Raw genomic sequence first — 12,286 nt, 5'->3', positions numbered from 1 at the left:
AAAAGAGGAATGAACTCCTTATCACAGTTCTTCTATAGTAGCTAGAACCTATTATTTTGGATGAGCCTAGAAATTGGAGTTGTGGCGATCAAGGAACAGGATTACATGGGGATTCGGGCAGTCGTTGAGGTCTCAGCCATACCAGCCAAGATGGGAGAGCTGTTTGGGGAGCTTTTCGGTTTCGTTGGAAGGAATGGAATCCAGCTAGTCGGTCCTCCGTTCGCATACTACCATTCGTTCTCTCCAGAGAAGATCGACATGGAGTGCGGTGTGCCGGTCTCGTTACCGATTGAAGGAGAGGGGCGTGTTCAAGCGGGCAAGCTCCCATCGGGAAATGCACTTCGCGCGGTGCACATTGGCCCCTATGATAGATTGGAAGAGACCTACAACGCTATGATGGCCTACGCCAAAGAAATGGATATCAACCTCGAGGAAGCCATGTGGGAGTATTACCTCACGGATCCCAACAGTGAACCCGATCCTTCCAAATGGGTGACCGAGATATTCGTTTTGGTGAGATAATCATTCACCGCATAGGGGATTCGTCCATGAGAATCACTATTGAAGGGGCCGAGATAGATTTCGAGGAGGTAGGAGAGGGTATACCAGTCATCATGCTGCATGGATTTCCGCTTGACAAGGAGGTAATGAAGGGATGCATGGAGCCGATATTTTGTCGAAGACCGGGGTACCGGCGCATATATCTCGACATGCCAGGAATGGGTAATTCCATCCCTGGTGACCGGGTACGCAATTCGGATGACATGCTGGATGTGATCGAGCGCTTCATCGAAATGAGAATCTCAGAAGATAGATACCTTCTGATAGGCTATTCTTACGGATGCTACATCGGAAGGGGCCTGGTCAAGCACCAGGCGGATAGGATCATCGGAGCGGCATTCATATGTCCTCTCATCATAGCCCGGGACGATCTCAGGAACCTTCCTTCCAGTGATGAGCTGGATTCTCCTCCCGTGCCTTTCAACGAGCTCGAAGACGATTCGCAGGTACTCTCGACTATCTCTCAGAAAGTGAAAGATAGGGTGATAGAGAGGTACAATAAGGAGATCAAGACCGCACTTGAAACACAGAGTGATTTCATCCAGAAATTCAGGAGGGACTCATACTCTTTTTCGTTCGACGTTGATGAACTGGAAGAACCATTTCAGGGGCCGGTTCTATTCCTTACCGGAAGGCAGGATCGCATGGTAGGTTTCAAGGACGCCTGGGATATATTGGATAATTATCCGAGGGCGACCTTCGCCGTGCTGGATGGAGCCGGGCACTATCTTCAGGTCGATAAGGAGGATCTATTCGAAGACCTCCTGAATGAATTCCTGGACGGGTTCGAATGTATATAGAGGGGAGAGAGGATGATTTATCGCCCACCCGTCCACTCACCATAGTTAACATTATCATTGCAATCCGCATTAAGCTCGATGGGAATCCACATGTTCCTAATGGTGCGCTTCATTGAGAAGGACGAGGGATCTCCAGGTGTGATGGAGATCCTCGAGAGGAAGACCATCACATGCATGGTCCGCTTGGGAATGATAGAATATGACAATCAGAACGAGAAGGAGTTCTTCCTGGACGCGCTCAAGAGAGGAGGGGCCAGTGTAATGGTCCTGCCGAGGTGATGGTATGGCACTCAAGGTCAGGCTCATCAAGGACGCTAACAGCGAGGGCGGCGTCATTCAGATCGTGAAGGTCAAATCCCAGACCCAGGAGCCCATCAAAGGGTTCATCTACGCCGCCGACAGCGAGAAGCTTGATTTCTTATTGGGAGTTCTCCGCAAGAGCGGGAGTTTCGACATGGAATGCGATTCCACTCATTACTCCGATTGAAGAGACCTGACCAGAAGCTCGGTGATGTCCAGAACCTCGATATCCGTCACCGCCTGAAGATTGAGCTTGCAGAACGGACAGGCGGAGACCACTGCATCCACGCCCTGCTCCTCCGCTTCACTCATCCTTACTCTGGCGAGCTCAGCGGCCTTCTCGGGATTCCAAGATCTTAGTCCGCCTCCGCCTCCACAGCATCTGCTGTTCTCCCTGTTCTCGGAGAATTCGATGAGCTCCACTCCGGGAATCGCTTTGATAACCTCTCGAGGCTCATCGTAGATGCCGAACTCTCTTCCCAGATGGCATGGATCGTGATAGGCAACCTTCATATTCAGAGGCTTGAGGGCCATCTCTTTCGCCTTTCTAGCAAGGAGTTCGATAATGTGCTCAACTTCCACCCCTTCGTAGTCGTTGGCGAGAGCAGCGTAGCAACCTGCGCATGATACCAGCACCTTCCGATCCAGCAATTCGGTATTCCTGGTCCTCACTTCCTCGGCGTCGTATCCCACCCTCATGAGTGGTGAGCCACAACAAATCAACCCTTCCGGTATGGAATAACTCACTCCCATCTCCTCAAGAATCTTCTTTGTACCGTCGAATATCCCCTTCATTCGGTAGACTCCGGTGCAGCCAGGGAAGTAGATGAACTCCGCATCGTCCTTGACCTGAGAGTACCCTTCCTCTTCACCGAAAGGGTTGCCAGTGGAATCAATACTGGATAGCATTTTCCTGTGTTTCTCTGGATTCATCTCCTTCGAGATGAAGAATGATCTGAGCTCTTCCATAAGATGTGGGGTGAGGTGACCGGTCTCGCAGACCTCCACGCACTGGAAACAGGTGGAACAGTTGAATAGATCGCTTGTCAATTCGTCGTCGATGTGGTCGATCGGGTCTTTGTTGACCTTCTCGAGCACAATTGGCCCTTCTGGTTTGTTCCTTGTTCGAAAATGACCTTCTCCCATCTCCTCGATGGAGTGGATCCCGGCGGAGATTGCCAACAGCTCCGAGAAATCGATGATGTTGGGGTCATCCCTCTCCCTTCCTTCCTCGCCTTCCTCGAAGTAGAGGCAGTCGAGGTGCATGGCGCACTTCGGGCAGGAGACAACCAGATAATCTGCACCGGAATCCTCAAATTCCTTTATCTTGCGCTCACGCTGCTCCTTTGAGACACGATTGCAGTTGATCCAACTGGAGACTCCGCAACACACCGCTTCCTCCCGGTTTCTGCTGAACTCCGAGAGATCGGCCGCCAGGGAAATCAGATCCCTTGGATCATCATATATTCCGGAGACCCTTCCCAGACGACAGGGATCGTGGTACATGACCTTCAACCCTGTTCTCTTGAGTTGAAGGTCATCAGCTCTCTCGGCCAGTAACTCTGAAATATGGACTGCAGGGAGGCCATGCACATCGACAAGCATGTGTCTGCATTCCGCGCATGGTGTGACTATCATCTTTGCATTGCCAATTGCTTCCTTCAATCTGGAAGATTGGACATCCACCTCATCCAGCATACCGGCGTAGTACTGGTCATGGCCACAGCAGACTGTCACCATTCTGGGTCTGATCTCAATCTTGTTCAGGAGCTTCAAACCGGCAAGGCCGATCTGGGAGTACTTCCTCTCCCTTCCCATGGCAGAGTAGTTGCCGTAGGGCTGTTCCTCCACCGTCTTGAACGCAACATCGTACAACGGCGTGCAGCCGGGGAAGTAGACTATGTCTGATTCTTCAGATGTCTCACCCTCATCGTATTCCCAAGATGAGTCGCTGGAGAGAAGCCCCATTGTCAGGAACATTGATCCATGACTACCCCTCTTTTTCTCGATGTATCTATTGAGCCTGACCAAGCGATCGAGCTTGATCTCGGTGGGGCATTTCGATTCGCATAGTCGGCACGAGGTACAATCAGCCTCCTGGTTGCCGATGCGCTTCTTCATTGGCATCTCCCCTCCATCTCGTTGACACACTCGATCCACCTTCCTCCCATCGAGGAAGACATATTGAACATCTCCACCCTCTCACCGCTGATGCCCATCAGCTCAAGCATCTCCCTGATCTTCTTGACCTTCTCCTTTGCCGCGTAGTTACCGTCCACGTAATGACAGTCATCCTCCATGCAGCCTGCCACCATCACCCCTGAAGCGCCGTTGACAAAGGCAGTGAGAATATGATTCATGGAGATCCTGCCAGTGCAAGGTGTCCTGATGATCTTCACCTTGGAAGTGTACTTGCGCTTAGCCAGCCCAGCGAGATCGGCTGCGTTGTAGCTGCAGTGCTGACAGCAGAGCGCCACGATGGAACCTGGAGCCTGTTCAAGAATTCCCTTGATCTGAGCCTCGATCTGGTCATCGGTCAAACCCCTCAGCTGGAGGGCACCGCTGGGGCAAGAGGAAACGCATTTACCACATGATTTACAGCTTATCTCACCAACAGTGAACTTATCCTCTTCTTTCATGACAGCGGAGTAGTTGCAGCCTTCTTTGCAGACTTCGCAGCCAATGCACACCAAAGGATCTATGCAGGCTGTGGTCAGGTCCACCTCCATCTCGTCATTGTGCAGGAATGTGCTTGCCCTGCTGGCCACGGCGTTCGCTTCCGCAATGGACTCCTGGATGGGCTTGGGACCGGAGCATGTCCCCGCTATGAAGATGCCGTCAAGCACGGTGTCTACCGGCTCGATCTTGGGGTGCAACGGATTGAGGAACGAGTCCTCTCCCATCTTGGCACCTAGGATCTTGGCGATGTCCAATGTCCCTTTCGAAGGATTCATGGACACGCTCAGCACAACCAGATCGGATTCGATCAGCTGGATCTTTCTTTCAAGGTCGAGGGTATCCTCCACCCTGACTATGTTGTTCTCCTCATTGTCAAGGACGTCGGCCGCGTTCCCGCGTATGAAAGTGACGCCCATCTCTCTGACCGTCTTGTAGTACTCCTCGTACCACCTTCCCGCTGCCCTGAGATCCATGTAGCATATGTTCACATCGACCTGAGGCCATCTCTGCTTGATGAGACGGGCCTGCTTAATGGCGTACATACAGCAAATCTTAGAGCAGTAGGGATTGTACCTCAGGTCCCGGCTTCCAACGCACTGTATGAAGGTCACCGTCGTCGGCAGCAGTCCGTTGCTCGGTCTCCTGAGCTCTCCCCCAGTCGGACCGGAAGCGTTCAGAAGGCGCTCAAGCTGCAGCCCTGTTATGACATCAGGATGGGCGAGATTGTACTCCGTTCCCGACATGTCCTTGAGCTCGTATCCCGTTGCCACAATTATAGCTCCAACCGTGACCTCCACGAAGGACTCCTCGTCCTCGTGGACTATGGCGTCAGCCGGGCAGATGGTCTCGCACCCCACGCAGTCGGGCATGGTGCCATTTAGTCTGAGGCAATTGACTGGATCCCTGGTCCTGGTGGCTGGGAGGGCTTGAGCGAATGGGACATATATTGCTGCCCTGGAACCGATGCCGTGGTCAAACTCCGAGCTGACCCTCACCGGGCAGGCATTAATGATGGTGATAGCGTCCTTGGGGCATTTCTCCACGCATTTGAAGCAACCCACGCAATGGCTGCTATCATAGGATGGAAGATCCTCCCCCTTTTTCATCGCCTCATGTCCAGCTTTCGCGCATATCTTGGCACAAGCCCCGCAGTTGGTGCACAACTCCCGGTCGATCGATAGCCTGTCCACTATCTCTATTCCATTAGGGACGACGAGCTTCTCATATGAGGTCTGATCGCATGCACCGCAGCCCGTACACCTCTTTTCGTCCACGAATCTGGGTTTCCTTCTTATTTTGACGTGATATTCACCTGGTCTCCCTGAGACCTCTTCCACCTCGGAGTAGGTGAGAAGTTCGACATTCTTTCTCCTTGCGACATCGCTCAGCTTTGGGGAGATGGTGCACATTGAGCAGTCCTCGGTGGGAAAGGTCTTGTCCAGCTTGACCATGTTCCCCCCGATGCTTGGTTCCTTCTCTATCAGGTACACTCTATGTTCTTTGGAATCCAACTCGATAGCGGCTTGGATTCCTGCGATACCTCCTCCCACTACTAAGATGTCCTTACTCACCGGAACCTTGACCGTCCCAATGGGATCGAGGAGCCTGGTCTTCTCGACACCGCCCTTGATGAGTGCCAGTGCCTTTTCGGTGGCCTCTTTCCCCTTGTGTACCCAGCTGCACTGCTCCCTGATGTTGACGAACTCCCACAGGAAGGGATTGATCCTTTCCCCTATGCAGTCCCGGAAGACATGGTAATGGTGACCCGGGCTACAAGCGGCTATCACGACCTTATCCAGCCCCTGCTCGTCAATGGATCTCCTTATCTTTTCCTGACCACTTTCGGAGCACAGGAAGAGCTCGTCGTCCACGTAGACGTCCTCCCACCGGGCAACATCATTGCTAAGGGCATCAATGTCCACCTCACCAGCGATGTTGTTGCCGCAGTGACAGATGAAGACTCCGATTCTATCGCCCGTTCTGACGCCCCCTCAGATAGAGATATTGAGGGCCCTCGCGATAGCCCTCTCTCCCCTGTAATCGGGAAGCAACATTGGAGATCTCCTCTCGGTATCGATCCCGGCCTCGTCAAGCAGTGAATTGAATCTGATCACATGGTCGAAGGTGATCTTCCCAGGTGATGCTTTCTTCGCATGCCTAGCGGCGGAAATACCCGACCTTCTACCGAACACATTGTAATCCAGCAAACTGTTACCCATGAGTCTATTCTTTCCGTGAACGCCTCCAGCCACTTCGCCTCCTGCGTACAGGCCGGGCACACCGGTCCAGCCGTCAACATCGATCTCCACCCCTCCGTTCTGGTAGTGCAGGGTGGGGTATACCAGTATGGGGTCCTGAGACATGTCGATCCCGAACTGATGCTCCATACGCCACATGGCGATGAGCTCCTTCTTTATTGTCCCGGGACCGTGAATCTCCTCGATCATTGGGCTATCAAGCCACACCCCGAGCATTCCTGTTGGTGTCTCAATGCCTTTTCCCCTGGTCTTACACTCCCTAATGAACGAGGCGCTTTCCACATCCCTTGGCTCCAGCGGGTAGACAAAAGCCTCTCCGTCAATGTTGACGGGCATCGCGCCCATCCCCCTGACCTTCTCGGTGATGAGCTGACCCAATATGGGTTCTGGGTAAGCTGCTCCCGTTGGATGGTACTGCGCGCTGTCCATGTCTGTGATCCTGGCTCCGACATGGTAGGCGAGAACCAGACCGTCCGCTGTTGCCCCGTAATGATTGGTAGTGGGATATCCCTGAATATGAAGTCTCCCGAAACCGCCGGTAGTCAGTATGACCGATTTGGCCCTTATTATGCTGTACTCACGGGTTTCAAGATCCATGAGTATCGCTCCGGTTACTGTATCGCCGTCGGTGAGCAGTTCGACCGCTGGGGAGAACTCCTCAACCTCAAGTCCAAGATTGCGGGCCTCGTCCCGAATGACCCTCATTATTTCCATGCCAGTGTAATCCTTTGCGCTGTGGAGCCGAGGTCTACTCGTACCTCCACCCGGCCTCTCTACGAAATGGCCATCATCCTCCCTTTCGTACATGACACCTAGCCTTTGATGCCAATCGATGATCCTCGGGGCGTCCATTACCAGCGCCTTGACCAGGTCTGGTTTGTTGGCGAAGTGTCCTCCACCTATCGCATCGAGGAAATGGATGGAGGGATCGTCATCCAGACCGTCCGCCGCTTGAATGCCCCCCTGGGCCATCATGCTGTTGGCATCTCCATGCCTCAGCTTGGTGGTTATGAGTATATCCTCTGGAAGAATTCCTTCGTAGACCGCGTGAAGTGCAGCGACGGTTCCAGCTCCCCCGCCCCCTATAATGAGGATGTCGACATCACGGTTGATGCAGCCGAGATCGATTTCATCGGGATTCACCTGCGGCCTCGCCTCGAGAATATTGGCGGTCTCATGATGGACCATCTCACCTTTACTTGCCCCCACCTTCAGAGAACGTTTTCCCCCTTTCACATAGTCGGGGTGATATGTTGAGAGAACCTCCTCCCGTTCCTCGGCAGACATGGGCTCCATATCCAACGAGATCCTCTTCTCACGGGTGGCCTCGACCTTCTTTATCGATTGTCTCATATATTCTGGGTAGCCGTCAATGAATTTCATGTCCATCACTCCGAGACCTTGATCTCCCTTTCGAAGTACCTCTTCCTGAGATCCTCGGGTTTCAGTTCGATCATCTCGTCTATCTCGTTCTCAAAGCACCCTTCTTCTAGCTCACTGATCCTTTTCGAGAGTGGCTCTGATTTTATTGCCAGGTATCTACCGTGAAGCCTTCGAGCCAATTGAGCAACATGGTATTGCTTTATCTCGGCAGGGCATCGGGCGGTACACAGTCCACACTGGAGGCAGTTGAACGAGAGATCCGCGGCCCTGGTGATATCGCCCCTTTTGACCGCCTGAATGTAATCCATAACTTGAATGTCCTGGGGACAAGCCTTGGTGCAGGTGTTGCATGCAACGCATCTTGCCACCTCGGGATAGATTGACAGTATTGTGTTGGGCCCAGCCCGGATCTTCTCGAGATCATACTCGGACTTGTTGGCCGGAATGAACGGAAGCTGGGTGAGATACATGCCGTTCTCCGCCGTGGTCTGGCAGGCCAGCGCGGTGTACAGTTTGTAATCACCTTTCTTCCGGTAGATCGTGGCACAGGCTCCGCAGAACCCCGCTCTACAGCCGCACCCCCTTATCAATCGGTATCCTGCGTACTCCAGTGCCTTCATGATGGTCAAACCTTCAGGCACCCGATGCTCCTTTCCCATGATGTAGACGCTGATCTTATTCTTGCCCATTGGATCCCCCCAACAACCCCTTCTCCCTCAGAAGGGGACGTGGATCAACGTAATGTTCGTCAAAATCGCAGCTGTCCTCCAGTCCAAAGGCTAAGGCTAGCAGCTCTGTGAAGTACAGGACAGGCATTCCGTTGTCACTCAGAAGACGCTGTCTATCGTCAAGATTGAACTCGCAAAGAGGACAAGCAAGAGCGATCATTTCTGCCCCCTTTTTCCTTGCAGATGATATGATCTCGAACGCCCTGCGGGCCACGGCCTCCTTCTTGTCAACGGTGTGGTACGATCCGCAGCACTGCGAGATATATGAGCCCTTGATAGATTGGACGCCCACCGCTTCTAGGATATCACAGATGATCGTGGGGTCCTCCATGCTGTCGATGGAGACCTCCTCCGGGCGGAGCAAGAGGCACCCATAATAAGGCATCACCTTGAGCCCTTTCAATGGTCGCCTGACTTTGCTGGATATCTTCTCAAATCCCACCTCGTCCCTCAGGAACTGGCTGAGGTGGAACACGTCAACCACTCCGTGGTAATCCGGCTCGTCATCCATGAACCTGTTCAACGCTTCGAGGGCCACCTTATCCTTTCTCACAAGGAGATTAGCCCTCCCAAGGGTGTTGTAGCACATGGCGCACATGGTTACGAGCTTGTCATCACCCGCATTCTCCACGCGTGCCAGGTTCCTGATGGGGGCCACTTGATGGAACAGATCATCTTCGCTCAATCCAAAGACCGTTCCGCAGCATATCCATTCTGGCATTTCCTCAAGTTGGTAACCGAGGGTTTCCAGAACGGCCTTTCCGCTGGATTCCATATTGCGCCCGTTTGTATGGTGGGTGCAACCCGGAAAGTAGGTGATACTCTTCATCCAGTCATCTTCCTGAAGCATCCGATAAGGGCGATCTGTGGCAACCCTTCGAGTTCATCCAAGGGAATTCTTGAAGGATGGAACCTGTCGTACTTCTCCCTCAGCCTGATCTGCCTCACGGCCTCCATCACCCCGGCGATATCGATCTCGTTGGGACATCTTACCGTGCACGAGAAGCAAGATGCGCAAACCCATGGTGTCTCACTTAAGAGAACCTGCTCCTTCCCTTCTAGAATCTGTTTGATAACATCTCGTGGGAATAGGTCCATGAAGTCAGTCATTGGGCAGGAGGCCGAGCACTTCCCGCACTGATAGCACGACCTGAGGTTCTCTCCGCTCAGTTCCGTGATCCTGATGAGCAACTCACTGTCTGCCAATTCCATCCCTCGCGTTCCGCAGATTCCGAGCCTGAGTTCAGTATCGGACTCGTCAAGAACCATTCAGCAGTTTAGGCAGTTTAATACTTTTGAAACGACAGCAGAATCTGCATAGCGAAATAACGAATTCTCCTTCCTATTGTCAGGAATCGATGAAATTCGACAATTGCTCTAATCAAAACCGTTCGGAGATCTTTCTAAATCAATAATAATGATATGAAATCTGCGTATCCTTGGCTATGCTGTAGGCATCGTATCCTTGCCAGAGCCAGATGAAGAAACCGATGATAAGAATGACCAAACCGCAGATGATGCTGAGGATCATGATGAAGGCAAGGAATATCCCCAGTCCAAGAAGCAGGATGCCTTTACCGAATTCCCCTACGTAAAAGTGACCGATACCCCATATTCCAAAGAGACCCGGTACGAGTGCGAGAAGCAGGGCGATCATCGGATCCTTTTTTCTTCCAATATAGACTGGCGTCTGTGATACTTCAAGCAATCCCCTTAGATACTGACCGCATTTCTGACAATAAGCCCAGTTGCTCTCTACATATGCACCGCAATAAGGGCAGTAACTCAATTTCCCCACCTTCCAAGATTACATATTATCATGAGAAATATAATTTTGCTGATTCAAACGATATTCTTCTTTCCAAGTCTATGACTGATCGGAAGACACTACACCCTTCCATCTCAGTATGACCAGAAGGATGAGTGCCAATCCCATGAAGCAGGCCATTGCGGGAAAGATGTATGAGAGGTTGCCTGTCTCATCAGCAATGAATCCTGCAAGGGACGTCCCGAAGGCGCCTACTCCAAAGTTCGCCATGAAGGCTAGACCATAGGCGAAACCTCTCACCTGAGCGGAGGACTGTTCGGCAAGCAGGGTTCCGGTTCCGGGTTGGGAAGAGAATATCAGGAAACCAGCGGCAAATCCTATCAAGACTGCAAGCGCTCCTGGCACAATCGCCATGATGACCAAGACAATTCCCAGCAGCGCGAAAACCATACTTAGGAACTTGATCGTACCACTCCTGTCTGTAAGCATACCCCCCACGAGCTGACCGGGAGCCCCCATCGCCAACGTGATCGTGCTGGCAAGTATTCCACCAAGAACTATCCCCCCAACCTCCGTAAGAAATGCTGGAAGGAAACCCACCACTCCCTGGAAGCAGAGGCCGTAACATGCGTAAATGCCGAGTGTTATTATGAAGGCACGGGTGAACAGGGTGCGGAATGCTGGTAAGGATCTCTTTATCCTGGTTATCTCCTCGCCCAACTTGGTGGCAACCGTCACGAGTCCCAGGATTATCCCCGGTATGGCAATGACGATGAATGAAGCTCTCCAGCCCCATTCAAGTGCAATAGGAACCCCGATTAGCGGCGCAATTGCGAGGCCAATGCTCCCACCAACACCATGGACGCCGAAAGCCTTGCCCCTCGCTGCGGTAGCTTTGGAGATGAGACTGAAGCTCGCTGGATGATACAGGCTTGCTGACAGCCCAAGCAAGAAAAGCGTAACGACGAGACCTTCAAGACTAGATGTCATTCCTACCAGCAGGGAAGAGAAGCCCATTCCCAAAGCACAGGCAACGATGAGTTTCTTAGATCCTATCTTGTCAGCAAGGAACCCGGCTCCTATGGCCCCAAATCCGAAGGCGATGTTGGAGACGGTGTATATCGCGCCTACTACAAGGTAGTCCACGCCGAACTCCTCTACCACGAACGGAATCAGGACAGGGAAAATGACCATATAGGTATGCACCAAGAGATGGGCGAAGAAACTGATGGCAATTATCGCCCTGATATTGTAGTTGCATTCCGCGGTTTCGCCTTCTTCCATTCGCAGGGTGATTGACTGGTTCCTTATAATTGATTCCGATTTCCTACGCATTCGAATTTAAGCAATGTGCATTTCCCTATCAATATTACGAGTAATAGTAAAATTGTAACGATATAATTTATATTTATCGTAATTAATGCGAATATTATCTTATAAGTAAAGGGTATACATAGATTTATCTTCTTTAAATTACAATATATTCCCGGGATTACCATGGGAAGAAAGGGTCATAGAACCAACCATGTGCCTCACAGACCTGGAACGGACTCCGATGGCGACATCCTGTTTGATTTTGAGGGCGGGATGATCGTGGATAAGCATTCCAAGTATTGGAAGAAGACCATGAAAGAGTTGCGCCAAAGGTGCACCGATGACAGTGCCCGAAAGACCCTAAGATACTGATCCCGGTTGAACGGGGTTCCAAACCCCTTTCTCTTCAATTTTTCTTTTCAGTGCAACAATCCATGGTGAATTTGAACTAGTACCAGTTTCCATTCTATCCATTAGGAAGAAAATTACCGCAAA

General features: G+C 51.9%; 13 protein-coding genes. 5 read left to right on the top strand and 8 right to left on the bottom strand.

From position 1 onward, the window contains the following. The first annotated feature begins 60 nt into the window (after window positions 1-60). From GKC03_02485 to GKC03_02470, 4 genes are all read left to right on the top strand, one after another. Window positions 61-522, top strand: a complete 462-nt coding sequence (locus GKC03_02485) for an AraC family transcriptional regulator (GenBank protein NYT11402.1) — start codon at window positions 61-63, stop codon at window positions 520-522. Window positions 523-548: 26 nt separating this feature from the next. Continuing rightward, entirely contained in the window at window positions 549-1,361 is an 813-nt protein-coding gene (locus tag GKC03_02480; protein NYT11401.1) for an alpha/beta hydrolase, read from the top strand. Between the two features lie 90 nt (window positions 1,362-1,451). After that, on the top strand, window positions 1,452-1,640 hold the full coding sequence (locus tag GKC03_02475) for a hypothetical protein (GenBank protein ID NYT11400.1): 189 nt from the start codon (window positions 1,452-1,454) through the stop codon (window positions 1,638-1,640). A gap of 4 nt (window positions 1,641-1,644) precedes the next feature. Beyond that, window positions 1,645-1,848 (top strand): hypothetical protein, encoded by a 204-nt coding sequence (locus tag GKC03_02470; protein ID NYT11399.1) that lies wholly within the window; start codon window positions 1,645-1,647, stop codon window positions 1,846-1,848. On the opposite strand, the gene GKC03_02465 is transcribed toward GKC03_02470, so the two are convergent. The 8 genes from GKC03_02465 to GKC03_02430 form a co-directional block, all read right to left on the bottom strand. After that, window positions 1,836-3,782, bottom strand: a complete 1,947-nt coding sequence (locus GKC03_02465) for a hypothetical protein (protein NYT11398.1) — start codon at window positions 3,780-3,782, stop codon at window positions 1,836-1,838. The genes GKC03_02470 and GKC03_02465 overlap by 13 nt on opposite strands. Beyond that, the gene (locus tag GKC03_02460; protein NYT11397.1) at window positions 3,779-6,262 is read right to left on the bottom strand and encodes a hydrogenase iron-sulfur subunit; all 2,484 of its coding nucleotides are present in this window, start codon (window positions 6,260-6,262) and stop codon (window positions 3,779-3,781) included. The genes GKC03_02465 and GKC03_02460 overlap by 4 nt, the downstream gene beginning before the upstream one ends. Window positions 6,263-6,331: 69 nt before the next feature. Continuing rightward, window positions 6,332-7,987 (bottom strand): FAD-binding protein, encoded by a 1,656-nt coding sequence (locus GKC03_02455; protein ID NYT11396.1) that lies wholly within the window; start codon window positions 7,985-7,987, stop codon window positions 6,332-6,334. Continuing rightward, complete coding sequence (locus GKC03_02450) at window positions 7,987-8,670, bottom strand: 4Fe-4S dicluster domain-containing protein (protein ID NYT11395.1); 684 nt, start codon at window positions 8,668-8,670, stop codon at window positions 7,987-7,989. Before GKC03_02450 ends, GKC03_02455 begins: the two co-directional genes overlap by 1 nt. Next, window positions 8,657-9,538, bottom strand: a complete 882-nt coding sequence (locus GKC03_02445; protein NYT11394.1) for a heterodisulfide reductase, subunit B — start codon at window positions 9,536-9,538, stop codon at window positions 8,657-8,659. The genes GKC03_02450 and GKC03_02445 overlap by 14 nt, the downstream gene beginning before the upstream one ends. Next, window positions 9,535-9,921: a 4Fe-4S dicluster domain-containing protein gene (locus GKC03_02440; GenBank protein ID NYT11393.1), complete on the bottom strand. Its 387-nt coding sequence runs from the start codon at window positions 9,919-9,921 to the stop codon at window positions 9,535-9,537. The genes GKC03_02445 and GKC03_02440 overlap by 4 nt, the downstream gene beginning before the upstream one ends. Window positions 9,922-10,117: 196 nt before the next feature. Then, window positions 10,118-10,366 carry a hypothetical protein gene (locus GKC03_02435; protein ID NYT11392.1) on the bottom strand — a complete coding sequence of 83 codons (249 nt, stop codon included), beginning with the start codon at window positions 10,364-10,366 and terminating at the stop codon, window positions 10,118-10,120. Window positions 10,367-10,576: 210 nt separating this feature from the next. Beyond that, entirely contained in the window at window positions 10,577-11,761 is a 1,185-nt protein-coding gene (locus tag GKC03_02430; protein NYT11391.1) for an MFS transporter, read from the bottom strand. A gap of 213 nt (window positions 11,762-11,974) precedes the next feature. On the opposite strand from GKC03_02430, the gene GKC03_02425 reads away from it, so the two are divergent. Beyond that, window positions 11,975-12,163, top strand: a complete 189-nt coding sequence (locus GKC03_02425) for a hypothetical protein (protein ID NYT11390.1) — start codon at window positions 11,975-11,977, stop codon at window positions 12,161-12,163. Window positions 12,164-12,286 lie beyond the last annotated feature (123 nt).

This window comes from Methanomassiliicoccales archaeon (assembly GCA_013415695.1).
Taxonomy (GTDB): Archaea; Thermoplasmatota; Thermoplasmata; order Methanomassiliicoccales; family JAAEEP01; genus JAAEEP01.
The sequence above is the reverse complement of the archived record's forward strand: the minus strand, read 5'-3'. Positions and strand labels throughout refer to the sequence as shown.

What these genes read in the sequence shown, in the direction of transcription:
- GKC03_02440 (NYT11393.1), bottom strand. Translation starts at nt 9,921, where the DNA reads ATGGAATTGGCAGACAGTGAGTTGCTCATCAGGATCACGGAACTGAGC.
- GKC03_02475 (NYT11400.1), top strand. Translation starts at nt 1,452, where the DNA reads ATGTTCCTAATGGTGCGCTTCATTGAGAAGGACGAGGGATCTCCAGGT.
- GKC03_02485 (NYT11402.1), top strand. Translation starts at nt 61, where the DNA reads ATGAGCCTAGAAATTGGAGTTGTGGCGATCAAGGAACAGGATTACATG.
- GKC03_02480 (NYT11401.1), top strand. Translation starts at nt 549, where the DNA reads ATGAGAATCACTATTGAAGGGGCCGAGATAGATTTCGAGGAGGTAGGA.
- GKC03_02450 (NYT11395.1), bottom strand. Translation starts at nt 8,670, where the DNA reads ATGGGCAAGAATAAGATCAGCGTCTACATCATGGGAAAGGAGCATCGG.
- GKC03_02465 (NYT11398.1), bottom strand. Translation starts at nt 3,782, where the DNA reads ATGAAGAAGCGCATCGGCAACCAGGAGGCTGATTGTACCTCGTGCCGA.
- GKC03_02425 (NYT11390.1), top strand. Translation starts at nt 11,975, where the DNA reads ATGGGAAGAAAGGGTCATAGAACCAACCATGTGCCTCACAGACCTGGA.
- GKC03_02435 (NYT11392.1), bottom strand. Translation starts at nt 10,366, where the DNA reads ATGATCGCCCTGCTTCTCGCACTCGTACCGGGTCTCTTTGGAATATGG.
- GKC03_02455 (NYT11396.1), bottom strand. Translation starts at nt 7,987, where the DNA reads ATGGACATGAAATTCATTGACGGCTACCCAGAATATATGAGACAATCG.
- GKC03_02430 (NYT11391.1), bottom strand. Translation starts at nt 11,761, where the DNA reads ATGGAAGAAGGCGAAACCGCGGAATGCAACTACAATATCAGGGCGATA.
- GKC03_02445 (NYT11394.1), bottom strand. Translation starts at nt 9,538, where the DNA reads ATGAAGAGTATCACCTACTTTCCGGGTTGCACCCACCATACAAACGGG.
- GKC03_02470 (NYT11399.1), top strand. Translation starts at nt 1,645, where the DNA reads ATGGCACTCAAGGTCAGGCTCATCAAGGACGCTAACAGCGAGGGCGGC.